Source organism: Streptomyces sp. H39-C1, assembly GCF_027158125.1.
Classification (GTDB): Bacteria; Actinomycetota; Actinomycetes; order Streptomycetales; family Streptomycetaceae; genus Actinacidiphila; species Actinacidiphila fildesensis.
Genome location: NZ_JAPVLS010000076.1, coordinates 14,943 through 39,210, shown reverse-complemented (window position 1 = coordinate 39,210; position 24,268 = coordinate 14,943). Strand labels below are relative to the sequence as shown.

Sequence of the window (24,268 nt, the reverse complement as noted above, 5' to 3'; positions counted from 1 at the left end):
GCACATACAAATGAGTCGACACCTGCCCCAACTCAAACAACCCAGAACGACCCAACCAATACGCATGCTGCACATCAGTCAAACCAAACGCCTCAAACCGACCCCCCACATCCCCCACCAACACCGGAAGGTCGTCGGGGGTCGTGCCGGATTCCAGTGCGGCGCTTATCAGGTCGATCAGGCTGTTCAGCGTCGGCTCTTCGATGAGCTCGACGAGGGGAAGGCTGGCGTGGAACTGGGCCTCAATGAGGGCTTTGAGTTCTGCAGCCGCGATTGATTCGAAGTACAGCGGCGTGTCGCCGTCCGTACTGGACTCGTCCCAGTCGGGACTTACCTGGGCGCACAGTGCGCGCAACTGAAGCTGCTGCGAGTCCGAGAGCGTGCCTCCAGCCGCTTCCGGCCCGGATCCCGCGGCGGTCGTGATTTCCGTAATGGCAGGGCTGACGTCCACGGCGATTCCTCCACGGCTGACGGGCGAGTTCACAACGGACCAGCATGGTCGAGTTCCGCCCCAGGATTAAGCCCCGCCTGGCGGGGCGATGGGCGATGCCTCACATGTGCGGGCGCCCTGCCCGGTCGGCTACTACTCACTCGGGGCGGCGGAGCGCTATGGCCTGCCCTGCCCCTCTTCGTGTTGGATTGAGGCTCGCGGACCTCCGGGAGAGGAAGCAATGAGATGGCGGGTTTGACTCGGCCGGACGCCGGGTCCTGTCATGTGTGGTGGGCTCCGGTTCGTTCATCGGTGCCAGCGATGCTCCAGCTACTGGACGACCAGGAGCGCATTCGGATGGAGCGGCTGTCGAAGCCTGCCGACCGAGATCGCTTCAGCACGGCGCACTGCCTGCTGCGGGTCCTGGCATCGGGGTACCTACGAGAACCGGCGGATCACGTTCTGATCGTGCGAAGTTGCACGCAATGCGGTGAACCGCACGGCAAACCGCGAGTGCAGGCGCGTCATGGCCCGGATCTGGAGGTCTCGCTGTCTCATACCGCCGGCCGCGTCGTCGTCGCCGTCGGTGATGCCTCGACCGGCGTGGACATCGAGCGCGTCCGACCGCTGAAGAACCTGAACCGGATCGCCGCCGCGACGCTGTCGGCGATGGAGCACCGGCAACTGGATCGGGTACCGGCGGCCGAACAGGCCGAGGCCCTACTCGCCCATTGGACGCGCAAGGAAGCGGTCCTGAAGGCCCTGGGCTGCGGCCTGGTGGTGCCGCCCGAGACCTTGATTGTCTCCGGTCCTGGCGAGCCCCCAAGAGTCCTGGCATGGCCGGAGGGTGTAGCCAAGGCACAGATGCGGTTGCGCATGCTGTCCAGTCCGCTTGGCGCCGGCTATGTAGGGGCGGTAGCCGTCTCGAGCCCTGGCGACATCACTCTGTGGGAACGTGACGGTTCGGAGATCATGGAACAGATCTGAGGGACGAGGCCTTCGTCCGCCGACTGCACGCTCAGCGGCGGGCGACGTACAGGGCCTGAGCGGCACTCCCGATGAGGCCCTTTTCGTCCCACAGTTGGGTGTGGGTGGTGCCGGTGCCGTGGTCACTGATGTGCGTCGTGGCGTCCAGTCCGGTCCATTCACCGGTGGGTTGCCGGTGAAGGTGGAGCGTCAGATCGACGTTGGCGAAGACGAATTCGTTCCAGTCGAGCACGGAGCTGACACCGCAGGCGATGTCGGTGTTGATGAACAGGTGTTGCAGGCGAGTGGCAGGTATCCCGGCGACCAGCGGCAGCGGGGTACGGGACCAGACGAACACCGGCCCCGGCTCGAGGAAGTCTCCTCGCACGAATCGGCGCTCGGAGGCCCGGAGGTAGCCGAACGGTGGTCGGGGATGCGGCTGCGCGGGCGGTATGACGGGCACCGGCCGCTCCTCATCCTGCCGGGGGAGGTCGAGCCGAGTGGATCGCATCCACCAACCCCTCAAAGTGGCACACGTCTTGCCTGCGACAGAGAGTTCAGCGACGACGAGTTGGAGGCTGGCGCCTTGGCGGGCCGTGTGCGCCGCGATCGTGACATCCGCGATCGGAACCGGTCCCAGGAAGTCGCATGTGGCTCGGGTCAGTTGGAACCCAGGAGCGGCAACAGAGTCCTCTGCCGCCTTGATGAGCAAAGCAGCGACGGCTCCCCCGTACTGATGGGTAGGGCCTTGAGCGCAGACGGTCGGACGGAAGGAGTCGTCTCCCAGCGGACGGTAGAACGCCTCGTCATCCATCGATCTGCCCTCCGTTTGGCCTGCGGCCGCTGACTTTGGTCCGGTATGACGGATACCGGAGGGGGGTTTGGCCTCTAGCGGTCAAGGACCCCTGGATTACCACTACAGGGTCGTAGTATATATAGAACCAGAAGCACCATGTAGCTCACTTGTTCGAGCGCCGACCGGGCACCACACCCGGTCAACCCACTTGCTGCACACGGGGGTTCAGCAGGCCCTATCGGTCGTTCCCCCTGAGCACTCCCTCCAGGATCCTGTGCCGCAACCCGCACAACCACCTGTACCCGAACGGCCGGGCACGCCCGACCGCATTTCGCATGGGGGCACCGCATGACCACCGAGGCGATCCAACAGACCCAGACAGAACCCGTTCGCGAGCTGGACGACATGGCTCGATGTAGTCACCTCAAGCTGCTCGTCGCGCTTGACAACGATGTTGTGCGTTGGGGTCTGTGCTCCATGCTCGACGCTCTCCCCACCGTGCATCAGACGACCGGTTGCGGGACTCACCGCGAGGCGCTGAACCTGTTGCAGCAGTCTCCGCAGGACGTAGTGGTGGCATCCTCGGCTCTCAACGGTGATTTGGCACAGCTCAGCACACAGGTTCACGCCGCGGGCGGAAAGCTGTTGTTGCTGCTCAGCAATGCCGGCGACGAAGCGATGATCCAGGCCGCCGCACAGTACGCGGATGGGTTCCTGCTCGAGACGGGTCTCACTCCCGAGGTCTTGCAGGATGCCCTCAGCCGGCTTCTACGGGGCGAGATGCCAATGCCGACGGCCCTGGCCCGCGAGCTGCTGTCCATGGTGCGTCGCAGGGACAAGGCGCCGCGCGGGCTCTTCCTCACTCCGCGCGAGCAGGAGGCGCTTGCGCTCCTGGTGGATGGCTACAGCAACAAGCAGATCGCACGACGGCTGAACATTTCGGAGCACGGGGCAAAGCGGCACGTTGCGAACGTTCTTGCAAAGCTGAACTGCTCCAACAGGACCTTGGCGGTCGCGATGGCTCTGCGGGACGGTCTGGTGCCCCAGGTTCCGTGACCCACCCCGGGGTCTCCCCGGGCCGGCCTTCCCCAAGGGGCCGGCCCGGGGGGACCCCGAGCAGAGCTATCGTCTACCACGCTTGCGTAGTAGATTGAGGATGTGATGTCCGAACCTGCTCCCACTGGTCTCGTTCTCGGCCCTCTCGAGGTCGAGATCATGAACGTGCTGTGGAGTGCACCGGCCCCGGTCTCCGTCCGGGACGTCCTCGACGCCCTCAACGGCACCCGCGGAACCCCGCTTGCCTACACCACTGTGATGACTGTGCTCTCCCGACTGGCCGACAAGGGCGCTGCCGCGCGCACCAAGGAAGGCCGGGGCTATGCCTATACCGCCGCGGTCGCCGACGAGGCGGCATTGGCGGTCCGCGAGGTGATCCGCGGATTCGGGGCGGCCGCCGTCGCGCACTTCGTCGACGAGGCCCGCAACGCCCCAGACCTCATGGCCCGGCTGGAGCGCCTGATGCAAGAAGGCGACCGCAAGTGATCGGCGGCTCCACCCACCGTGCCCAATGGGGCGTGTGGCTACCCGCGGCAGGCCTGGCCGTGCGGTTGGCCGGGACCGCATTCTTCATGTTCGTGGCTTTCTCCTTCGTCACAACCCGAGGGGCCGGGGCGTTGAACGGCTGGAGGCGTGGTGCCGTACTGGCCGCCCTGGCGCTCGCGGCCATCGGATGGTCGGTCTCGCATCTGCTCCTCATCCGATGGGGGCGCGACACTCGCGCCCTGCACCGAACCATCGAGCGATCCACCCTGCCCGCTTCCCCGCCGCTGATCGAGGCTGCGGGCCCCCTCGGAATGCTCGACCGGGTGGTCGAGATCGACGACCCACGGACGACGGCGTTCACATACGGCGCCGGCCGGCCCCGTATCGCCGTCTCCCGGCTGTTGATCGAGGAACTCGCTCCTGAACAACTCGAAGCCGTACTGCGACACGAGGAAGCACACCTGCGGCGCCTGGACCCGCTACGCCGCAGCCTGTTGGCCGTTGCCTCGGCGACCTTTTGGTATGTTCCGCTGGTCCGCTACTGGCAGTCGGTTCAGGTGATGCGCCAGGAGCTGCGGGCCGACCGCCATGCCCTCGACGCATGCGGCTGCCGAGCCGTCGCCGGGGCGTTGCTGGCGGTTTCACGAGAGGCCGGACCGGACCCCGTGACGGCTGCCATGGCAAACCCCGCACTCCTGGGGGCCCGCATCGCGCACCTGGAGGGGCAGACCGTCCCCTCCCCTCCGCTGACCTGGAGCCTGATGCTCCGCAGTTCCCTCGGGATGGCGGCGGTCGCCATGGTCGCCGTCAGCGCGATCTACGTCCTGGGCTGCCCCTGACGCCTTCCCGCTCGCGCACGAGCCCAGACCGATCCAGGAGGAGCCCCGGCATCGCCGGGGCCCTCGTTTGTCCGGAACACTATTTACTACTACGGTAGCGTAGTAGTTTGGATGGAGCGTCGCCCTCCCGGGCCGTTCTCCGGTCCGTTCGTTCCCGACATCCCGGATGCGAGATGCCATGTCTCCTTCACAGACCAGGCCGCGCAACGCGTCAGCCCACGCCCATGACCTGCCGGCTTCTGACGGTCGGACTCGGTTGGGGACAGCCTTACGACGAGGCAAGTGGCCGGTGCTGGTGTGCTGGCTCCTGCTCGCCGTCGCCCTGGGATCCTTCGCCAACCGTCTGACGTCGGTCGAGAAGACCGACGAGATGTCCTTCCTGCCACGCAGTTCCCAATCGACGCAGGTAAGTGCGGTCCTGAGGACCGCCCCCGGCGGGGACGCCTTGGACGCGGTCCTCGTCTACCACCGCGACAGCGGACTCACCGCCACCGATCGGCAGCGGCTCGACCAGGAGCGCCGGCGGATCGTCGCGCTGCGACTGCCCGGCGCGCAGCAACCCGGTCCCGTGCACGTCGCCCCGGACGGCACGACAGCCGTGTACACCATCGCCGTCGACCGGAAAGCGGGCGACGACCAACTGAAGGACACCGTCAAGGCACTGCGCGAAAACGCCGCCGACCGCGACGGCCTCCAGGTGCGCGTGACAGGAGCAGCAGGGCTTCAGCTGGACCATGCGGAGATCTTCTCCGGCGTGGGCACCACGTTGCTGTACGCGACCGCTCTGGTCGTCGCTGTGTTGCTGCTGCTGACGTATCGCAGCCCGGTGCTCTGGTTGCTGCCGCTGTTCACCGTGGGTCTTGGACTGCGCGTCGCTCAGGCGGCCGTCTACGGCTACGGAAGCAACGGCGGCACCGTGTCGGACCTCTCCGCGGGCATTCTGACGGTGCTGGCCTTCGGCGCCGGAACGGACTACGCCCTGCTCCTGATCTCCCGCTACCGCGAGGAGTTGCGGGTGCACGCCGACCGCCATGAGGCGCTGGCTGAAGCACTGCGTCGCAGCGTGGGTGCCATCACGGCCTCGGCCGGCACGGTCGTGGCCGGCATGCTCTGTCTGCTGGCCGCCGAACTCAACTCCGACCGCGGTCTGGGTCCCGTGGCGGCCATGGGCGTCACCGTGGTCTACCTGGTGACAATGACCTTGCTGCCCGCGCTGTTGGCTCTGTTCGGCCGCTGGCTCTTCTGGCCCCTGGTCCCTCGGGTAGGAGCCGTCGCGGCGAACCGCACCGCACTGTGGGCGCGAATCGGGGCAACAGTGGCCAAGCGGCCCCGGACGGTCTGGGCAGGAACCGCCGCGGTGCTCCTGGTGATGGCGGCAGCACTGCTCGGCGCGTCCACCCAACTGAATCCGCTCAACGAGTTTCCGTCCTCGGTCGATGCGGTGACCGGCCAGAAACTGATCGCCGGCAGCTTCCCCGCAGGCGCCTCAGCGCCGACGTCGGTCGTGGTGCCTTCCGAACTGGCCGCGAGGACCATCGCCGTCGTGGAACGCACCCCGGGGGTGAACGAAGTGACCGCCACGCGGCACATCGGTCAGCGAACGGAGATCATCACCGTCCTGGGCGACGACCCGTACAGCGGGCGGGCATTGGCCACGGTCCGCACCTTGCGTTCGCGGCTGGCGGCCGAAATCGGCAGCCAGGCGTGGGTGGGCGGACCGACAGCGACCCAGGTGGACACCCGCGCAGCGGCAGCGCGTGATGACGCGGTCATCGCCCCGCTCGTCCTCGGTGTCATCCTGCTGATCCTCATGCTGCTGCTGCGCGCCGTCCTAGGACCGCTGCTGCTGGTGTTGACCGTCGTACTCAGCTTCGCCGCGGCATTCGGCACGAGTACGGCGTTCTTCGACCACGTCATGGGCTACGCCGGCATCAACCCGTCCATCCCGTTGTATGTGTTCATCTTTCTCGTGGCCCTCGGCGTCGACTACAACATCTTCTTGATGCACCGAGTGCGGGAGGAGAGCGCGCAGCACGGCACCAGAATCGGCATGCTGCGGGCGCTGGAGGGCACCGGTGGAGTGATCACCTCGGCCGGCGTGGTTCTCGCCGGTACCTTCGCGGCCCTCGCAGTCCTCCCGTTCGTCCCCCTGGCCGAAGTCGGCTTCGCCGTTGCCTTCGGCGTACTCCTGGACGCCATCGTTGTCCGCTCGCTGCTGGTGCCGGCTCTCGTTCTCGACCTCGGGGATGCTGTCTGGTGGCCGCGCCGCAGCGCAGGACGCGCCTCCTCGACGGCGACCGGAGATCCCTCTCCGCTGCCTGTCACCGACTGAACCTCACTTCTCCCCACGTCGGCCCTTTCCGGCCGTGCGGCATGGCCGATCGGGCACTACGTCCGATCGGCCTTCGTGCTTACAAAGGCCGCCCGGAGTGGACTGTGCGCCGTAGCCGCCCACGCGCGATGCTCGCTTCGCCAGGAGCCGGTCCTACCGGCCGGCCAGGGAGGAGACGACCATGGGGAACGCGGCCATCGCGCTCCAGTCGTTGGGAAAGGTCTATCCGGACGGCACACAGGCCCTGGACGATCTCACGTTCGATATTCCGCGCGGCGAGACGTTCGGCTGTCTGGGACGGAACGGCGCCGGTAAGACCACTCTGATCAACCTGCTCACCACCTTGGAGACGCCCACCAGCGGATCCGCCCAGGTGTGCGGACACGATGTGGTGCGCGAGCGCACCTCGGTTCGCGCACGGATCGGCGCGTCCCTGCAACAGGTCGCACTCGACGAGCTGATGACCGGCCGCGAGCACCTGGCCTTCATTGGCCGGCTGGCCGGACTGAGCACCTCGGGCGCCACCGCGCGCGCTGAGGAACTCATCGACCTGTTCGGACTCGGCAGTGCCATGGACAAGGTCGTGGCCGTCTGTTCCGGCGGTACACGTCGTCGGCTGGACCTCGCTCTGGCCCTGATGCGCGACCCGGACGTGCTGTTCCTGGATGAGCCGACCACCGGCCTGGACCCGCAGAGCCGGCGTGCCCTGTGGGGCTGGGTCCGCGCCTTCGCCGTCAACGGCGGCACCGTACTGCTCACCACGCAGTACCTGGAGGAGGCCGATGTCCTGGCCGATCGGATCGCGGTCATGGACCGCGGCCGGGTCGCGGTCCTGGACACTCCTCGCCGGCTCAAAGCCCGCTACGGAGGAAAACGGGTCCAGGTGCGCCCCACCGACGGCGACGAACACCTGCGTGTCCTCGCGGAGTTCGGGCCGTCTGCGACCGCAGGACCTGACGGAGTGACCCTGGACGCGGCAGCTCCCGGTCTCCTGCTCAAGACCATCGACCGGCTCGCCTGCCTCGGAGTACCCGAGACCGCCTACAGCATCGAGGAACCGACCTTGGAGGACGTCTTCGTCCGCCTCACCGGTTCCGCGCCCGCCACCGACGGCGAAGCACAGACCGCCGCCGGGCTCGCCGCTCTCGGCAGGAGCCTGGCCACCACCAGGGGTAAGGGAAACCGGACGTGACCGACACCGATGTAGCTCCGGACACCGCGGCGTGGCGCACACCCCACGGCACCTCCCAGAGCGTGTCCCAGAATCACCTCGCGGGCGAGGTATGGATGCTGCTGCGCCGCAATATCCGCGAGGCTTTGCGCAGCCCGGTGATCGCCTTCATCTTTCCCGTGCTGTTCCCGCTCTTCGCCGAGACCCTCGTCGCCTCGTCGTACGCCCGGGTCTCGTCCCTGGAGAGCTTTCCCATCCAGCCCTACACCGCCTACATGGCCCCGGGCATGATGCTGCTGGCCGGCATGATGGGCTCCGGATACTCCGCCACCGCTCTCGTGCTGGACGTCCAGACCGGATTCCTCCAGCGGCTGCGGCTTCTGAACGTGCGCCCGTCCGCGATTCTGCTGTCCCGGATCATCTTCGACGCCCTGCGAGTACTGCCCGCCGCAGTCGTCGTGCTCCTGGTGGGTCTGGCCCTGGGAGCCCGTCTGGAATCCGGCCCGGCGTCCGTGGTGGGGCTGCTGGTGATGTGCAGCGCCTGGTCGGTGGCGTACGGCGGACTCTTCTACATCGTTGCGCTGACCACCTGGAACCCTCAGGCCCCATTGGCGATGTCCCCGCTGTTCATCCTGCTGATGTTCACCAGCACGGCGGCCATGCCCACGTCCCTGCAACCGGGCTGGCTGGCCTCCCTGGCGCACTACAACCCGTTCACCTACGTCACCGAAGGCGCGCGAGCGCTGATGACCGGACCGGTCACAGCGCATGCCCTGCTGCCCGCCGCCGCCGTACTCGTCGTCGGTATCGCGCTCACCCAAGGCTTCGTCATCCCGCTGTTCCGGCGCGCCGTCGAGCGCTGAGGAGCCCGCCACCGCCGTCCGTGGAGTTTCGAGGAGTTTCTATGGTCACCCAGGTCGAGCCGATCTCTTCTGCGACGACTTCCTCCGCCATCGAGCCCGCTGTGTTCTTCGGGTCCGTTACCGTACCCGCGACTCTGACCCGCGCCGCGCTCACTGACAAGGGCATCTTCCTGGTCGACGGCGATCTCACCGAGTGCCGCCTGACATATCGCGAATTGCATGACAGCGCTCAGCGCGTCGCCGCCGGACTGGTGGCAGACGGGGTGCGACCTGGCGACCGGGTCTGTCTGCTGTCAGGGACCGATGAACCGCTGCTGCGGACGCTGTTCGGTGTCTGGTACGCCGGGGCGATTCCGGTACTGCTACCTCTGCCACGCAGGCGAGGCGAGCTGGACGGCTTCCTTGCGGACATCGGCCGGCGCGTCGAGGCGGTGGACGCCCGGGTCCTGGGCGTCGCCGACGCCTATGCGGAGCTCTTCCGGGATCTGGCGCGGCCGGAGCGCCGCGTCGCGGCCATGAGTGATCTGGCCGCGGGTGGACCCGGATCCGCGCCGCCGCTGCCTCAGGATCCCCAGGCCACCGCACTGCTCCAGTTCACCTCGGGGACGACCAAGTCCTCGCGCGCCGTGATGCTCAGCCACCACAACGTGCTGTCCAACATGGCAGCGGTCTGGCACGGCTACGGTGTGGGGCCCGATGAGGTCGGCATGACCTGGCTGCCGCTCAACCACGACATGGGCATCATCGGACTGCTCGGCTGCGTGGCACGGGGCAACGACGTGGTGGTGCAATCGCCGGAGGACTTCGTCGCGAGCCCCCTGTCCTGGCTCAGTGCGATCTCGCGCTACCGGGTCTCGCTCATCGGCGCCCCGAACTTCGCCTACGCGCTCGCGGGGCGCCTCTTGCGGAACACCCAGCGCAAGCTCGATCTGTCCTGCCTGAAATGGGCGGTCAACGGCGCCGAGCCTATCGACGTCGAGAGCCTCACTGCCTTCACCACCGCTGCCGAACGCTACGGGATGCGGCCGACAGTGCCATGCCCCGTGTTCGGGCTGGCCGAAGCAACGCTCTGCGTGACCATGCTGCCCACCGATACCCCTCTGGCCGTGGCCTGGGTGGACCGCGACGCGCTGGAGGTCCAGGGCCGCGCAGTCCCGGTCCCGGCCGACGCACCCGGGAACCGCCGGCTGGTGGCCTGCGGTCATCCGATACCCGGCACCCGGCTGGCCATACGGGCCGAGGACGGATCCGATCTCCCCGACGGGCACGTCGGAGAGGTCTACATCTCAGGCCAGTGCGTCACCTCCGGGTACTGGAACGACCCCCGGGGAACCGAGGAGATCCTGGTCGACGGATGGCTGCGTACCGGTGACCTGGGCTACATGGGCGAACAGGGCCTCGTGGTCTGCGGCCGCCGCAAGGACATGATCATTCTCAATGGCCGCAACATCTACCCCGAGGACTTCGAAGCGGAGGCCGAATCCGTGGACGGTATCCGGATGGGCAATACCGCTGCCTTCTACGACCACGCCACCGACAGGATGATCCTGGTGGCCGAGGGCCGCGTGCCGGCCGGCCAGGCCGACGCCCTCGCGCGGCGTCTGATGGATCATCTGCGCCGTCAACTGCCGGTGCCTCCGCACGAGGTGCTGATCTGTCCGGCCTCCACCGTGCCCAAGACCACCTCGGGCAAGCGACAGCGCGGACGGTGTCGGGAGCTCTACCAGGCGAACTCCCTGCCGGTGCTGGGGCGGGCCGCACGCAATGCCTCTACCGGGGCGCAGACGACGGGCTCCGGGCGATGACCGCCGCCACGGTCCGCCTGCTACCGCCCGCCCAGGCACAGGACGCATCCGTACATCCCGTACCGGATCTGTACTGCTTCCCGCATGCGGGCGGCGGTGTCCCCACGTTCCTCCCATGGAACACCGCGCTGGCCGGGCAGGTGCGGGTGCACGCGGTCGGTTATCCCGACCCGGCTCCCGGCGGCGCCCGCAGCATCACCGCGGTGGCATCCGCGATCGCCGACCGGCTGCGGCCCGGCCCTGGTGCCATCTTCCTCGGGCACAGCATGGGGAGCCTGGTCGCCTTCGAGACAGTGCGCGAGCTCCACCGACGCGGCGTGCGCGGCCCGCAAGTGCTCGTGGTCGCCGCCCACGCCGCTCCTCATCTGGCACGGCAGCGACCGCCGGTGCACACCTTGGCGTCCGGATCCTTCTGGCAGGAGGTCGGGGCGCTCGGCGGCACGCCCCCGGAGGTGCTCCGCAGCCCGGAACTCCGGCTGGCGACCGAGCCGCGACTGCGTGCGGACTTCGCCGCCTGTGAGACCTACCGGTTCACCTCAGGACCACCGCTCAGCTGCCGCGTACTGGCCTACGCCGGCGCGGATGACCCCCAGGCAGGGCCTGCTGCCATGCAGGCCTGGCAACTGCACACGCTGGGCGGCTTCTCCCTCGCCACCCGGCCGGGTGACCACTTCTTCCTGCACGACGACCCCATCGGTCTCGTTCAGGATGTCCTGGCGCACGCCGAGACACCGCCTTGGGACCGGCGGTGACGCGGGCTCCGCGGGCCGTCACGGCACCGAACGCCGCCATTCTGGGCGTGGGCGCCTACCGTCCGGCCCGAGTGCTGGACAACGACGAACTGTGCCAGGTGCTGGATGCCGCAGGCCGGGCGGTCGTTCTGCGCTCAGGGATCCGCAGTCGTCGGAGGGCGGCTCCCAGCGAATCACTCGCAGCCATGGCGCATGCCGCGTCGGCCAAGGCGCTGGCCTCCGCAGGTTTCCGACCGGGCGAAGTGGATCACATCATCGTCACCACGATGAGCCGGCCCGGTGGCCATCCACCGGTGTCCAGCGAACTGGCCCAGCGGCTGCCGACCAGACGAGCGACCATCTCCGACATCTCCGCCGTCTGCGCGGGCTTCACCTCGGCGTTGGCGCTGGCCCGCAATGCCGTCGTCACCGAGCAGGCACGGTGCGTCCTGGTGGTCGGCACCGAGCGGATGCTGGACATCGTCGACCCACGCGACCGCAGCACTGCGGCACTGTTCGGCGACGGCGCCGGCGCCATGGTCGTGGGGCCGTCCCGCCAGCTGGGCATAGGCCCAGTCAGCTGGCGCCCCGAGGAGTCCGAGCGCGGTCTGGCCAGCCGCGGCGAAGCGTGGGTGAGTCTGCGGTCACAGGCCACCAACAGCTGGCCCTACCTGCGGATGGACGGAACCCAGGTGTTTCGCTGGGCGATGTCGGAACTCCCGCAGATCGCCCAGACCGCTCTTGACCTGGCCGAGGTGAAGGCCTCGGAATTGGATGCCTTCATCCCCCACCAGGCCAACCAAAGGATCGTGGACGGCATCGCCCGGGCTCTGAACCTCCCGCGCCGAGTGGCCATCGCCCGGGATCTGGTCGAAATGGGTGACACATCGGCGGCCTCCATACCCATGGCCATGGAGGAGTTGCTGGCCAGTGGAAAGGCTCCTGCGGGAGGCCTGGCTCTGCTTCTGGGATTCGGGGCCGGGCTGGCACACGCAGCCCAGGTGGTGCGGCTGCCCTGAGCTGGTGGTTCAGCGCGTGATGGAGGGCAGGTCCGCTGCGGGACCTGCCCTCCACCTCGTGCTGAACAGCCTGTTCCTGTTACGAAAAGCCCGGCGCGGGCCCTCTGCGAGGCCAGCCACTCGTCACCGACTTCCCAGGATCACCGATCAGGGCACATAGGCGCGCCCTCGCACGAAGGTGCTCATCAACGGCGTCCAGGTGTTGGGGCGAACCGTGTCGAGGATGCTGATGGCGAAGCCGGCCGCACCAATGGCCGTGACGGTATCGCGGTTGAGGCGGCAGCCGGCTGCCATATGGCGCACCAGAGGAGTAACTGCGCTCTGGGCACCGGCCACCCAGGGATTCCGGGAGCGCACATGTTCCAGAAAGACCAGCGTGCCGTCCAGGGTGAGGACGCGGCGGATCTCGGAGAGCGCTCGGGCCTGGTCCTTCACGCTGCACAAGGTCAGTATCGCCACCACGGCGTCGAAACTGGCATCAGGGAAAGGCAGATCATCAGCGGTGGCGTCCACAACGGTAACGGGGACTCGCGACCGGGAGACATTACTCTGCAGACGCGCGCGCAGTGCCCGGGAGGGTTCCGCGGCGACTACGTGAGTGGCCCATTGGTAGTGGGCCAGATTCTCCCCGCTTCCCGCACTCAATTCCAGAACGCGCCCGAACAGCGGGCTCACCAAGTCCGATCGGGCATGGCCGGCGCATCTGCGTTCCACGGCATAGCCGCACCGTTCGAACAACCCGGTGAACCGACCGCTGGTTCTTGTTTCGCCGTCGACGGGCACCGGCATGGCGTCCACCTCCGCGTTCGCATCCTGCCCCCGGCCGGGAAGCCGACGGCTACTGCCCGTTCACTTCCCGATACCGCTTGGAGCGATACCTCAGGACCCGCAGTCCGTGGGACGGTCCGCGGGTCCTGGGCGTCAAGGATGTCAGATACGAGGCGTCAGCGACTGGAGTTCGTAGGTCACGCGCACCCTGTAGTTGACCTTCGATCCGTCAGGGAGCTTTGAGCTGGTGTCTTGCTTACGGATCATTTTCAGATAGGTGCCGGTATGTGTCTCAAACCAGACGTCGGCCACCGCGGTGCCGTTCAACTCGCCCTGGACGGAGCTGTCCAGCTCGACGTGGTAGGCCTGGACCGGCTTGCCGCCCACCATGACGGTCTCTGTGTTCTTGAACAGAATGTCGATGCGGGAAGAGTCCATGCCCGACGCATAGCAGATGGTGGACTGGCGCCCACCAGGGCCGACGGCCTTGCCACCTACCTGGACCATGCCGGGATTGCACACGTGCGTCATCGCTCGGTGCACCGATCCGAAGGTGATCTCGGAGATATGCGCCATGCACAGGAATTCACCGGGCGCACTGCACTGGCGGTGTCCGTCGGTGTACTCCTTGCCCGTCTGGAAGTAGAGCTCCCAGCCACACCCGCTGGAGCGCAGCACCGTGGCCGGACTGACCGCGGGAAATGGACGGACGTACTTCTGCCCGTTGTACTCGACCCAGTCCTGCCCCTGGGTGGCGTAGGTATACACCCCCGGAGCGGGTGCTGTGAAGCCGGCCAGCGCGGCATTGGGAGCGACGGGCATCTTGGTCGGCAGGTGGAGGTCCTCCCGCAGCGCCGTCGGATGCTGCCGGTATTGCTCCACGGCCTGGTCGATGCTGATCGCGGTGAGTTTGGGGGAGAACAGCGTCTGCGGGGCCTTGGAGGCATAGATGAATGCGCCGGCGGCGAGCAGGACCAGGACGACGGGCAGGATGTTGAGGAGGCGGACACGGCGGCTGCGCCGGAGCCTGGCAGGACGGAGCATCGGAATTCCTTCCGTGGTGGGTGCCGCCCGCTGCGCTCCCAGCGGGCGGGCGGCGGTCAGGACAGCAGCGGAAGGACGTCCTTGGACAGCCATTCCAGGGTGTCGACGATCTCCTGGGGCCTCAGATTGAGGTCGAGGACCATCATCGAAATGCCGTTCTCGCGATAGGCGTCGAAGGTCTCCGCGAGGTCGGCGGGAGTGCCGCTGAGGTTGTTCCGGTCCGACATGAAGTTCATGACGGGGAATGGCGGAATCAGCCCTCGCCGGGCGGAGAGCATGATGGTGCCCGGGTCCCGTCCGGCCTCTTCCGCATGGCGGTGGATCAGGTCACGAGCCGGGGGAATCTCCTCCGGGTAGACCTCATGGCCGAGCCAGCCGTCCCCCAGCCGGCCGACACGCCGCAGGGCCGGGTCGGAGTTACCACCGACGTGGATGGGCGGCCCGCCGGGACGATACGGCCGGCTGGTCAGCCACATGTCGTCAACGGTGCTGAAGCGGCCGTGGAAGGACACCGGGTCGGCAGCGGACCACAGGGTCCTCATCACGGCAATGGCCTCGTCGGTACGAGCTCCGCGCTCGCGGCGCGGGATGCCGACTGCGGCGAACTCCTCGTCCATCCACCCGATACCCGCACCCAGGTCGATCCGCCCCTCGGACAGTTGGTCCAGCGCCGCGAGTTCCCCGGCGAGGATGACGGGATTCCGATAGGGCAGGGCAAGGACGTGGGTGCCGATGCGGATGCGCTCGGTCGCGCCTGCGACCACTCCCATGACGGCGATCGGGTCGAGCCAGGCGACACCCCAGTTGTAAGCGTCGGATGTGGTGGCTCGCGGGTAGAGACAGGTGGAATGGCGCTCGGCGGGCAGGGCGACGTGACTGCTGATCCACAGTGAGTGGAAGCCGAGTCGGTCAGCTGCCTCCGCTACCTGGAGCACGTACTTGCGCCGGCCCGCCGGACCCACTGTGGGCAGTGAGATCCCGATATCCATGGACTCCTCCGTAAGAGACAGAGCTGCCACCATGGGTGAGGCGCCGTCACGTGAGCCAGCCTCAGCGGAGCAGCACCAACGCAGCCTCCGATCCGGCCCGCCCCAAGGTGACCGTTCGGGGCCTCTGGTCGGGTCTTTCACCCGGGCCGGTGTGCCGGTTCGCTTACGGGGACGATTACCACCCGCGAGTTCTCCGGAGGCTGCATGTACGACGTCATCGTGGTCGGAGCCCGCTGTGCCGGCTCCCCCACCGCCATGCTGCTCGCCCGGAAGGGGCACCGGGTACTGGTGCTGGACCGGGCCGAGTTCCCTTCAGACACCATGTCCACCCACTTCATGCACCAGAGCGGACTGGCCCGGCTGCGGTCATGGGGTCTGCTCGACCGACTGGCCGCGACCGGCTGCCCGCCCATCACCGAGGCGGTCTGGTGGTACGGCGACCTGCCGATCCGCGGCAGCGCGCCGGCCTACGACGGTGTCGCGGAGGCTTATGCCCCGCGGCGCATCGTGCTGGACGCCATGCTGGTGGACGCCGCCCGCGAGGCCGGGGCGGAGATCCGCGAGGGCTTCACCGTCCGCGAACTGATCATCGAGGACGGCACCGTGGTGGGTGTTCGCGGCCGCAGTCACGGAGGACAGGAAGAGGAGCTTCGGGCGCGTGCCGTCGTCGGAGCGGACGGGCACCGGTCCCTGGTCGCCCGGACGATGAACGCCGAGGTCTACAAGGAGCGCCCGTCGATCACGGTGGCCTACTACACGTACTGGACCGGGCTCAAGCGCGGTTACGAGGTCTACCTGGGCAATGAACAGCAGGTCGCGGTCATGCCCACGCACGGCGACGCCTGCCTGATCGTCTGCGCACTGCCGAACGCGGAGTTCGGCCGCTACCGCGCCGACGTGGAGGGCACCTACCACCAGATCATCGAGGACACCTGCCCTGAACTGGGCAAGGAGATGCGCGAGCACGGACAGCAGATGGAGAAGTTCACCGGTACCAAGGACCTGCCGAACTTCTACCGCCGCCCGTACGGCACCGGTTGGGCGCTGGCCGGGGACGCCGGGTTCCACAAGGATCCGGTCACCGGACAGGGAATCGCCGACGCCTTCCGGGACGCCGACGTGCTGTCAACCGCGCTGCACCGGGTACTGACCGGCACCGGGGAGTGGGATCAGGAGATGGCCAACTACGAGGAGACCCGTAACCAGGCCACCGCCGCGCTCTACGAGTTCACCTGCCTGGCCGCGACTCTGCAGTTCAGCGACCGGATGCGTCAGGCCTTCACCGTCCTGTCGTACGACCAGGCCGAGGCGAACGCCTTCCTGGGCCTGGTCGCCGGCACCACCTCGGTCATCGAGTTCTTCTCCGACGAGCACATGGGCGGGTTGGTGGAACGCTCCAAGGACGTCGGCGACCGGGAGCTCACTCTGACACGCCAGGCTGCCGCGACTGGCTGAGCGATGAGCAGCTCGGCCTCATCACCCCGCCTCCTTGGAAGGGAGACCCCGTGCTCGAGACGATGCCACGGACCGCCGAAACACCGGTCCTGGAGGATTTCCATCCCTACTCCGATCAGTTCCGCCAGGACCCGTATCCGCACTACCGGCGAATCCTGTCCATGGGAGGCCCGGTGTACTGGGACTACATGGAGGCCCATGTCGTGGCCCGGCACGCTGATGCCACCGCGGTGCTGGCCGATCCCCGTCTGACGGTCGAACCGCCGCCGGCGGTGGCCGCGCTCCTGGCTTCGGTGGTGCCGGCCGCTCTGTTGCCGATGCAACGCACCATGTTGTTCGCCGACCCGCCGGACCACACCCGGCTACGGGCGCTGGTACGTCACGCGTTCACCCCTGTGGCACTGGACGCTGCTATGGCTCGTGGCCGGGAGGTGGCCTGTGCGGTGCTGGACGACCTGGAGCCGGGCCGCCAGTTCGATGTGGTCGACGATCTCGCCTACCCCGTCGCGCTGCGCATCATCGGCGAGACCATGGGGGTTCCGGCAGCGGATCTGGAGATGCTCAAGCCATGGTCCCAGGCGATGGTTCCGGCGGCCGACATCCCTTCAAGGCCCGGAGCGGTGGAGGGAGCCACCGAGGCATATCTGGGATTCGACCACTACTTCGGCGCTCTGTCGGAACGACTCCGGGTCTCCGGCGGCCAGGGGCTCCTCATGCCCCTTCTGGCCGCCGAGGCCGAGGGCGTGATCACCCAGGCCGAACTCCACGCAATGGCTGCCCTGATCTTCGTCTCGGGGCACGACACCCTGGTCGGCCTCATCGCCAATGCCCTCAACACCCTGCTCGCGCATCCCGATCAGTTCGACCTGCTGCGTTCCACGCCAGAACTGGCGGGGCAGGCCGCCAACGAAGTGCTGCGCTTCGAGAGCCCATTGCAGCTGGCCACCGCCGGCGGCGGTCGGTGGGCCGCCGCACCCATCGAGATCGCGGGACGGCTCATCCCGGAACACAGTCGCGTACTGACCTTGGTGGCAGCGGCCAACCGGGACCCGCACGTCTATCAGGACCCCGATCACTTCGACATCACCCGGCCGGGAATCCGGCACCTGGCACTGGGGCACGGCCTGCACTACTGCGTCGGGGCTGCCCTGGTGAAGGCCCAAGGACGCATGGTCCTGGAGGAACTGGCGCGCCGTCAGCTGCAATTCGAGCCGGTCAGCGACCGGCAGGAGTGGCTGCCGGTCTTCATCCAACGCCGCCTGATCCGCCTGGACCTGCGGGTGACCGGCCGCTGAGGGGCGGGAACGGTTGCCACCCTCCACTCTTCCTACTACGGTTGCGTAGTAGGAAGAGTGGAGGCTTTTATGCACGACGTAATCATCATCGGCGGCGGTCCCGCTGGACTCAGTGCCGCGCTGACCCTGGGGCGCTCCCGTCGCACCGCCCTGGTGTGCGACGCCGGCGCCGGACGGAACCGGAGCGCCCCGAACAGCCACGGGTTCCTCACGCGCGACGGCATGCCCCCCGATGAGCTGCGCACCGCAGGACGCAAGGAACTCGCCGGATACGACGGTGTCGAGCTGCGCGACAGCATGGTCCTGGCAGCCGAGGGCACAGCCGGCGCGTTCACCGTCGGTTTTCAGGACGGCAGCGAGGCCCAAGGGCGTCGGCTACTGCTCGCCACCGGAATGATCGACCGATTGCCCGATGTGCCGGGCCTGGCCGAAATCTGGGGGGTGAGCGCGTTCAACTGCACGTACTGCGACGGATACGAGGCGGGCGGGCGGCGCGTCGCCGTCCTGGGCGGCGACAGCGGTGCGTTGCGCCTCGCCGTGCAGATGTTCCGGCTGTGCGAGGACCTCGTTCTGTGTACCGGTGGAGCTCCCATCGAGGACGAAGAACTACTGCGCCTGATGGTCTCCCAGGGCATGGGTCTGCACGAGGAACCGATCGACCGGCTGGACGAGCGTGGAGGCCGCCTGCGCGCGGTGGTCTTCGACGACGGCGACACCCTGGAATGCGACGCGCTGTTCCTGCGGCCGTTCACCCGCCAGGGCAGCAGGTTGCCCGAGATGCTGGGCTGCACGTTCTTCGAGGACGGCAGCGTGGTGGTCAATGACTTTCAGCAGACATCCGTGCAGGGGGTGTTCGCTGCCGGGGATCTGGCCCGCCGCGAGGGGTTGCCGTTCGCGGCCACGCAGATCGTCCACGCGGCGTCCGCCGGCGCTTTGAGCGCGGTGGTCATGGATCAGGAGTTCCTTGGGGCGGAGATGCAGCACCTCAAGGAAGCCGCCATCGCGCGACGCTGATGCGGCCCTCCCGAACCACGTAGTGCAGGTCCGGACCCGCGGGGGTTCGGACCTGCACTACGTGGCGCTGTATCAGCTCTCGGCCGGAGCCTGCTCCCGGGCCTGGGCGAGCTTGGCTTCGTGGTCCTCCTTGAACTTGCGCAGGAATTCCACCGTCCACAGCGGAACCGAGGGTGCCAGGATCGTAAGGATCAGTAGCACACCGGCCAGTGGCAGGGCCCAGACGAAGACCACGTGGATGGAATCCGCGAAAGCCTGCGAGAAGGCGGAGTGGACCGCCGGCGACAGGGTCGAGCTGGAGGTCATGGCCTGGCGGACGAGGCGGTCGGGCGACGCGCCGGGAGCCAGGGCCCCGGCGGAAGAGGTTGCCAAGCGGTCGGAGAGCTGACGCACCAGGATCGTACTGAACAGGGCGGTTCCCACCGCCCCTCCCATGGATCGGCAGAACATGGCGGTGGAGGACGCCACGCCGAGGTCCTGGGGTTCGGCGGAGTTCTGCATGACGAGTACCAGAAGCTGAATCTGGAATCCGATGCCGGCGCCCAGGACGAACATCTCCGCGGCCATCTGCCAGTCCGGTGTCGAGCCGTCAAGCTGGGTCAGCGCCGCGAAGCCGACCAGGGTCAACGACGCGCCGATGATCGGGAAGGGCCGGTAGTGGCCGGTAGCGGTGACACGGCGGCCCACCAGGGTCATCGTGATGCACACCCCGAGCATGAGCGGGGTCAGGGCCAGGCCGGAGGTGGCCGCGCTCATCCCGCGCACCGCCTGGAAGAACTGGGGCAGGAACACCACCGCGCCGAGCAGCAGCATGCCCAGCACCAGAGAGGCGGGGACGGCGAATCGGAAGGCCGGCGCGCGAAACAGGTGCGGGGGCAGGACGGGGTTGGGGGCCCGGTGCTCCCACCACACGAACACCGCGATCAACACGGCGCCGATCACCAGGAGTCCGGCGATCTGGGCCGATCCCCAGGCGTAGTCCCTGCCGCCCCAGACGGTGACCAGCATGACGCAGGTGACCGCCGAGACCAGCAGAGCAGATCCCAGGAAGTCGATCGCCCCGCGGACCGGAGTGTGTTCGGCGGTGAAGTACCGGATGATCAGCAGGAGCCCGATCAGTCCGATCGGAATGTTGATGTAGAACACCCATCGCCAGTTGAGGTAGTCGGTGAACACCCCGCCCAGGAGGGGGCCTCCCACGCTGCCGATGGCGAAGACGGTACCGGTGTAGCTGAGGGCTTTGCCCCGCTCGTGGAGCGGCACCAGGCCGGCGATGGCCGCACTGCCCAGTGTCAGCAGCCCTCCCCCGCCGAGTCCCTGGATCACACGAAGTGTCACCAGCGACCCGACGTTGGGAGCCAGTCCACAGAGGGCGGAGGCCGTGATGAAGATGCCCAACGCAATGAGAACCATTCGGCGCCGACCGTAGATGTCACTCAGCTTCCCGTAGAGCGGTGCCGAGGCCGTCGTGGTGAGGAGATAGGCGCTGACCACCCAGGTCACCGATCCCAGGCTGCCCAGATCAGTGGCCACCGACGGCAGAGCCGTCGCGACGATTGTCTGGTCCAGCGTGCTCAGCAGCATGCCGATGGCCAGACCGACGATGGCCAGGTTGGTCCGTCGGCGCTCCAATGCCGGTGCTACGGGGGGAGCTTGGGCTTTATCAGACATGGCAACCACCCGGAGGAATCGTGAGAGAGACGCCCATACGTCCGGCGCCCGTCGGATCAGCGGACTCCTTAATACTACACATGCATAGTAGATAGCGGGATTGCCAGGAGCCCGAGAACTGCCGCCCTTCGCCCGCACCCGGCGACGACTGCGGCTACAACGCGCGGCTGCACTGCATGAATTCGCGCCAACGGTGGGTCTCGGACGGCGGTGGGGGCTCGACGATCCGCACAGCCTCCTCGGTGATGCGCGTCTCCACGATGGTGAACGACCGGAACTCGACCGGCCCCTCCCCGCTCCCGCACTCGGCCGTGGAGACCACGACATAGTGGGCTCCTGGCTCCGACGCGTAGGAGACATCGGTGCGTGAGGGGTAAGCACCCGTGGCAGTGTGCGAGTGGTAGATGATGACGGGGTCTTCACCCCGCTCGTCCAACTCCCTGTACAGCCCCAGGAGATCAACGGAGTCGAATTCGTAGAACGTGGGCGAGCGTGCGGCGTTCACCATGGGAATGAAGCGCTCGGGGCGGTCACTGCCGGCCGGCCCGGCTACGATTCCGCAGGCTTCATCGGGATGGTCGGTGCGACAGTGGGCGACGATTGCGTCGTAGACGTCCTGCGCGAGGGTCAGCATGCCGGTCAGGATAGGAACAGAGTCCGGGCCGCGGGAGCATCCCTGGCCCAAGAGCCAGCCCACCCGCCGCATCATTGGACCCCGTTCGGACACGCCGAAGAGGCACACCGCGCGGCGCCCGACGCCCCGGGTGGCCGGATCGCCGACAGCGGGCACAACAACCGGCCCTCTTGTGAACGGATACGGGCAGGGGGTATACCTGGCGACGCAACCGATACCCCCATTGGGTATTGGTGAACGCTGACCTCCAGGAGGAACTCATGTCGTCCTGCTGCTCTCCCGACGGCAACTGCTCCAGCGGCGGAAACGGCGAGTCACTCGCGGGCGACAGCCACCTGACCGTCTATCACGTCGCCGGGATGACCTGCGACCACTGCAAAGCCTCGGTCACCAAGGCCATTCACACCGTGAACAACGTTCTGGCGGTCGAGGTCGACGTGGCCTCCGGACATGTCACCGTCACCACAGGCGGCGCTCCCGACGACACTCTCATAGCCAAGGTCGTCGACGACGCGGGCTATGAGCTCATCGGTCGGGTCTGACGCGGCATCCCCGGCCTGCCGCCCGGCCCGAGGAGCAGCCATGAACGCGACGGTATCCAGTTCCACGGTCGAACTCACGATTGGCGGCTTGGCCTGCGCCGCGTGCGCCGCCCGTGTGGAGAAGAAGCTCAACCGGATGAACGGGGTGGACGCGGCCGTCAGTTACGCGACGGAGAGGGCGAAGATCACCGTCCATGGTGACGTCTCCGTCGCCGACCTGATCGCCACCGTGGGGGCGGTGGGACACTCCGCCGCTTCGTCGACCTGCGCGTCAACGGACGGGGATTCCACGGGTCATGCCTCACCCTGCCCGCTGCGCGCCTTGCGCAAGCGACTGATCACCTCGATGGTGCTGACGATCCTTGCGGCAGCTCTGGCAGTGACGCCTGGCTGGCAGTTCGGGTCGTCCCAGTGGCTGTCGCTCATTCTGGCAACGCCTGTCGTCAGTTACGCGGCCTGGCCGATCCACAAAGCCGCGTGGACCAATCTGCGTCATGGTGCGGCCACCATGGACACGCTCATTTCGGTCGGCGTCACGGCCATGTTCACCTGGTCCTTGTGGACACTGTGTTCTGGCCCGGCGGGCGCCGCTGACCTCCCTCAGGGGTTTCCCCGGGCCCTCGCACGTAGCGGCGACATCGGGGCCACGTGCCCTGAGGCCGCAGCCGCAGTGATCACCTTGGTACTGTCCGCGCGGTACTTCGAAGCGTGCTCCAAACGCAGAGCCGGCACAGCGCTACGGACGGTCCGCGAACTTGGCGCCACCGAGGTCACTGTGCTGCGCGGAGGCGTGCCCGAGAGAGCCCGCGTCGAGGATCTCGTCGTCGGGGACACCTTCCGTGTCAGGCCAGGCGAGAAGATCGCGACAGACGGGCAGGTCGTCGAGGGTCATTCTGCGGTGGATGCCTCCTTGCTGACAGGTGAATCCGCTCCCGTCGAGGTGTCGGAGGGGGACGCGGTCGCAGGAGCAACCGTCAACGCTGGAAGCCCCCTGGTCATCCGGGCCCTGCGTGTCGGCGCCGACACGCAACTGGCCCGGACGGCACGGTTGATGGAATTGGCACAAGTCGGCAAAGTCACCGTCCAGCGATTCTCCGACAGAGCCTCCGCACTCTTCGTGCCGGTCGTCTTCGTCCTGGCCATCGTCACCTTGGGCCTTCAACTCGGCATGGGCGCCAAGCTGGAGACCGCCCTCGCCGCTGCTATCACCGTGCTCATCGCGGCCGGCCCCTGCGCACTGGGGCTGGCCGCTCCAACCGCACTGCTGGCGGGAACAGGTCGTGGCGCCCAACTGGGCATCCTCATCGATGGACCAGAAATACTCGAAGCCACGCGGGCGATCGACACCGTCGTCCTGAACAAGACCGACGTCATCACCACCGGGCGGATGGCGGTCATCAGGATTCACCTCGCCATCGGCCAGGACGAGAATCAGCTGCTCCGGCTCTCCGGGGCGGTCGAAAGCGCCTCACCCCATCCCATCGGCCGGGCAGTGGCGGCAGCCGCCACCCGGAGGATCGGTACTCTGCCGACGCCCGAGGACTTCGGGGAGGTCCCCGGCCTGGGCGTGCAGGGCATCGTCGAAGGGCAGGCCATCGTGATCGGCCGGCCGCAGCTGCTCCACGCGTGGGCGGTGGATCTTCCCCTGAGACTCAGGCTTGCCCAAGCCGCAGCCGAGTCCGAAGGACACACGGCCGTGGCCGTGGCGTGGGGTGGCCGGGCGCGCGCGATCGTGGTGATGGCCGACACGATCAAACCTAACAGCACCGAGGCCATCGCCCGGCTGCGCGCCCTGGGGCTCGCTCCGATCCTGCTGACGGGCGACAGCCAAGGTGTTGCCGAAGCGGTGGCAGCGGCCGTGGGTATCGATGAAGTCATCGCAGAAGCACCGCCGCAGGCCAAGGTCGATGTGATCAGGAGACTGCAGGGACGAGGCCATCGCGTCGCCGTGATCGGCGACGGCATCGGGGACTCCGAGGCCTTTGCGCAGGCTGACCTCGGTCTGGTCATGACCTCCTTCAGCAGCGCAGCTGTTGAGGTCGGCGACCTGACGCTGCTGCACGGCGACCTACGAGCGGCCGCGGACGCCATCGGTCTGTCCCGCCGCATCCTGACCACGATCAAGGGCAACCTGCTCTGGGCCTTCGCCTACAACCTCGCCGTCCTCCCGCTTGCCGCTACGGGCTTCCTCAATCCGCTGATCGCCGCGGCTGCCATGGCGCTCTCCTCAGCGCTCGTCGTCGGAAACAGTCTGCGTCTGCGGCGGTTCCGTGCGAACCGCCGCAGTCAGCCGCCGGGGGTGTCAGGACAACTCCGCCGCAGCACGACCGGTTAAACGTCGCATCTATGCTGAAATGCTGGC

Annotated in this window: 22 protein-coding genes and 1 pseudogene; 15 read left to right on the top strand and 8 right to left on the bottom strand. The window is 67.5% G+C overall.

The window, feature by feature from the left end; genetic code table 11:
- A partial coding sequence (locus O3W51_RS36080) for an acyl carrier protein (RefSeq protein ID WP_269288402.1) occupies positions 1–451 on the bottom strand: 451 nt, incomplete at its 3' end.
- Between the two features lie 225 nt (positions 452–676).
- Here O3W51_RS36080 and O3W51_RS36075 point away from each other — a divergent pair.
- On the top strand, positions 677–1,417 hold the full coding sequence (locus O3W51_RS36075) for a 4'-phosphopantetheinyl transferase superfamily protein (protein WP_138359297.1): 741 nt from the start codon (positions 677–679) through the stop codon (positions 1,415–1,417).
- Positions 1,418–1,448: 31 nt separating this feature from the next.
- Here the strand turns inward: O3W51_RS36075 and O3W51_RS48560 are convergent, their stop codons facing one another.
- Together O3W51_RS48560 and O3W51_RS49030 are read right to left on the bottom strand one after the other, a co-directional pair.
- Positions 1,449–1,859 (bottom strand): hypothetical protein, encoded by a 411-nt coding sequence (locus O3W51_RS48560; RefSeq protein WP_331284116.1) that lies wholly within the window; start codon positions 1,857–1,859, stop codon positions 1,449–1,451.
- Between the two features lie 60 nt (positions 1,860–1,919).
- Positions 1,920–2,210: pseudogene (locus tag O3W51_RS49030) on the bottom strand (acyl-CoA thioesterase domain-containing protein); the annotation flags it as partial.
- A 330-nt stretch (positions 2,211–2,540) separates the two neighbouring features.
- Between O3W51_RS49030 and O3W51_RS36065 the strand changes: the two are divergent.
- The 9 genes from O3W51_RS36065 (at position 2,541) to O3W51_RS36025 (ending at position 12,494) form a co-directional block, all read left to right on the top strand.
- Positions 2,541–3,248 (top strand): response regulator transcription factor, encoded by a 708-nt coding sequence (locus O3W51_RS36065; protein ID WP_138359301.1) that lies wholly within the window; start codon positions 2,541–2,543, stop codon positions 3,246–3,248.
- A gap of 105 nt (positions 3,249–3,353) precedes the next feature.
- Positions 3,354–3,734: a BlaI/MecI/CopY family transcriptional regulator gene (locus O3W51_RS36060; protein ID WP_138359303.1), complete on the top strand. Its 381-nt coding sequence runs from the start codon at positions 3,354–3,356 to the stop codon at positions 3,732–3,734.
- Positions 3,735–3,865: 131 nt separating this feature from the next.
- Positions 3,866–4,573 (top strand): M56 family metallopeptidase, encoded by a 708-nt coding sequence (locus tag O3W51_RS36055; RefSeq protein WP_187145103.1) that lies wholly within the window; start codon positions 3,866–3,868, stop codon positions 4,571–4,573.
- 256 nt (positions 4,574–4,829) lie between these two features.
- On the top strand, positions 4,830–6,905 hold the full coding sequence (locus tag O3W51_RS36050) for an MMPL family transporter (RefSeq protein WP_187145102.1): 2,076 nt from the start codon (positions 4,830–4,832) through the stop codon (positions 6,903–6,905).
- A gap of 181 nt (positions 6,906–7,086) precedes the next feature.
- Positions 7,087–8,097: an ATP-binding cassette domain-containing protein gene (locus O3W51_RS36045; RefSeq protein ID WP_269288399.1), complete on the top strand. Its 1,011-nt coding sequence runs from the start codon at positions 7,087–7,089 to the stop codon at positions 8,095–8,097.
- Positions 8,094–8,939: an ABC transporter permease gene (locus O3W51_RS36040; RefSeq protein ID WP_138357737.1), complete on the top strand. Its 846-nt coding sequence runs from the start codon at positions 8,094–8,096 to the stop codon at positions 8,937–8,939. Before O3W51_RS36045 ends, O3W51_RS36040 begins: the two co-directional genes overlap by 4 nt.
- Before the next feature lie 41 nt (positions 8,940–8,980).
- On the top strand, positions 8,981–10,744 hold the full coding sequence (locus O3W51_RS36035) for an AMP-binding protein (protein ID WP_269288397.1): 1,764 nt from the start codon (positions 8,981–8,983) through the stop codon (positions 10,742–10,744).
- Positions 10,741–11,496 carry a thioesterase II family protein gene (locus tag O3W51_RS36030; RefSeq protein WP_138357735.1) on the top strand — a complete coding sequence of 252 codons (756 nt, stop codon included), beginning with the start codon at positions 10,741–10,743 and terminating at the stop codon, positions 11,494–11,496. The genes O3W51_RS36035 and O3W51_RS36030 overlap by 4 nt, the downstream gene beginning before the upstream one ends.
- Complete coding sequence (locus tag O3W51_RS36025) at positions 11,493–12,494, top strand: beta-ketoacyl-ACP synthase 3 (RefSeq protein WP_138357734.1); 1,002 nt, start codon at positions 11,493–11,495, stop codon at positions 12,492–12,494. Before O3W51_RS36030 ends, O3W51_RS36025 begins: the two co-directional genes overlap by 4 nt.
- A 147-nt stretch (positions 12,495–12,641) precedes the next feature.
- Here the strand turns inward: O3W51_RS36025 and O3W51_RS36020 are convergent, their stop codons facing one another.
- From O3W51_RS36020 to O3W51_RS36010, 3 genes are all read right to left on the bottom strand, one after another.
- Positions 12,642–13,283, bottom strand: coding sequence for a class I SAM-dependent methyltransferase (locus O3W51_RS36020; RefSeq protein ID WP_138357733.1), 642 nt, complete (start codon positions 13,281–13,283; stop codon positions 12,642–12,644).
- 141 nt (positions 13,284–13,424) lie between these two features.
- Positions 13,425–14,306 carry a hypothetical protein gene (locus O3W51_RS36015; RefSeq protein WP_138357732.1) on the bottom strand — a complete coding sequence of 294 codons (882 nt, stop codon included), beginning with the start codon at positions 14,304–14,306 and terminating at the stop codon, positions 13,425–13,427.
- Between the two features lie 56 nt (positions 14,307–14,362).
- Complete coding sequence (locus O3W51_RS36010) at positions 14,363–15,295, bottom strand: TIGR03619 family F420-dependent LLM class oxidoreductase (RefSeq protein ID WP_187145101.1); 933 nt, start codon at positions 15,293–15,295, stop codon at positions 14,363–14,365.
- A gap of 204 nt (positions 15,296–15,499) precedes the next feature.
- Between O3W51_RS36010 and O3W51_RS36005 the strand changes: the two genes are divergently transcribed.
- The 3 genes from O3W51_RS36005 to O3W51_RS35995 all read left to right on the top strand — a co-directional run bounded on the left by O3W51_RS36005 (position 15,500) and on the right by O3W51_RS35995 (position 19,059).
- A complete protein-coding gene (locus tag O3W51_RS36005; RefSeq protein ID WP_269288395.1) occupies positions 15,500–16,750 on the top strand; it encodes an NAD(P)/FAD-dependent oxidoreductase in 1,251 nt (416 codons plus the stop codon).
- A gap of 50 nt (positions 16,751–16,800) precedes the next feature.
- Positions 16,801–18,045, top strand: a complete 1,245-nt coding sequence (locus tag O3W51_RS36000; RefSeq protein ID WP_138357729.1) for a cytochrome P450 — start codon at positions 16,801–16,803, stop codon at positions 18,043–18,045.
- A 69-nt stretch (positions 18,046–18,114) separates the two neighbouring features.
- Entirely contained in the window at positions 18,115–19,059 is a 945-nt protein-coding gene (locus O3W51_RS35995; RefSeq protein WP_138357728.1) for an NAD(P)/FAD-dependent oxidoreductase, read from the top strand.
- Positions 19,060–19,131: 72 nt separating this feature from the next.
- On the opposite strand, the gene O3W51_RS35990 is transcribed toward O3W51_RS35995, so the two are convergent.
- Together O3W51_RS35990 and O3W51_RS35985 are read right to left on the bottom strand one after the other, a co-directional pair.
- Positions 19,132–20,730 (bottom strand): MDR family MFS transporter, encoded by a 1,599-nt coding sequence (locus O3W51_RS35990; protein WP_138357727.1) that lies wholly within the window; start codon positions 20,728–20,730, stop codon positions 19,132–19,134.
- A gap of 154 nt (positions 20,731–20,884) precedes the next feature.
- The gene (locus O3W51_RS35985) at positions 20,885–21,364 is read right to left on the bottom strand and encodes a Mov34/MPN/PAD-1 family protein (protein ID WP_138357726.1); all 480 of its coding nucleotides are present in this window, start codon (positions 21,362–21,364) and stop codon (positions 20,885–20,887) included.
- 233 nt (positions 21,365–21,597) lie between these two features.
- Between O3W51_RS35985 and O3W51_RS35980 the strand changes: the two genes are divergently transcribed.
- Entirely contained in the window at positions 21,598–21,906 is a 309-nt protein-coding gene (locus O3W51_RS35980) for a heavy-metal-associated domain-containing protein (protein ID WP_331284115.1), read from the top strand.
- A gap of 40 nt (positions 21,907–21,946) precedes the next feature.
- Entirely contained in the window at positions 21,947–24,241 is a 2,295-nt protein-coding gene (locus O3W51_RS35975) for a heavy metal translocating P-type ATPase (protein WP_269288394.1), read from the top strand.
- Positions 24,242–24,268: the final 27 nt, after the last annotated feature.

Coding starts and splice junctions, on each gene's coding strand:
- O3W51_RS35975 (WP_269288394.1), top strand. CDS start 21,947: ATGAACGCGACGGTATCCAGTTCCACGGTCGAACTCACGATTGGCGGC.
- O3W51_RS36020 (WP_138357733.1), bottom strand. CDS start 13,283: ATGCCGGTGCCCGTCGACGGCGAAACAAGAACCAGCGGTCGGTTCACC.
- O3W51_RS36075 (WP_138359297.1), top strand. CDS start 677: ATGGCGGGTTTGACTCGGCCGGACGCCGGGTCCTGTCATGTGTGGTGG.
- O3W51_RS36060 (WP_138359303.1), top strand. CDS start 3,354: ATGTCCGAACCTGCTCCCACTGGTCTCGTTCTCGGCCCTCTCGAGGTC.
- O3W51_RS35985 (WP_138357726.1), bottom strand. CDS start 21,364: ATGCTGACCCTCGCGCAGGACGTCTACGACGCAATCGTCGCCCACTGT.
- O3W51_RS36035 (WP_269288397.1), top strand. CDS start 8,981: ATGGTCACCCAGGTCGAGCCGATCTCTTCTGCGACGACTTCCTCCGCC.
- O3W51_RS35990 (WP_138357727.1), bottom strand. CDS start 20,730: ATGTCTGATAAAGCCCAAGCTCCCCCCGTAGCACCGGCATTGGAGCGC.
- O3W51_RS36045 (WP_269288399.1), top strand. CDS start 7,087: ATGGGGAACGCGGCCATCGCGCTCCAGTCGTTGGGAAAGGTCTATCCG.
- O3W51_RS36010 (WP_187145101.1), bottom strand. CDS start 15,295: ATGGATATCGGGATCTCACTGCCCACAGTGGGTCCGGCGGGCCGGCGC.
- O3W51_RS35995 (WP_138357728.1), top strand. CDS start 18,115: ATGCACGACGTAATCATCATCGGCGGCGGTCCCGCTGGACTCAGTGCC.
- O3W51_RS36065 (WP_138359301.1), top strand. CDS start 2,541: ATGACCACCGAGGCGATCCAACAGACCCAGACAGAACCCGTTCGCGAG.
- O3W51_RS36015 (WP_138357732.1), bottom strand. CDS start 14,306: ATGCTCCGTCCTGCCAGGCTCCGGCGCAGCCGCCGTGTCCGCCTCCTC.
- O3W51_RS36030 (WP_138357735.1), top strand. CDS start 10,741: ATGACCGCCGCCACGGTCCGCCTGCTACCGCCCGCCCAGGCACAGGAC.
- O3W51_RS36005 (WP_269288395.1), top strand. CDS start 15,500: ATGTACGACGTCATCGTGGTCGGAGCCCGCTGTGCCGGCTCCCCCACC.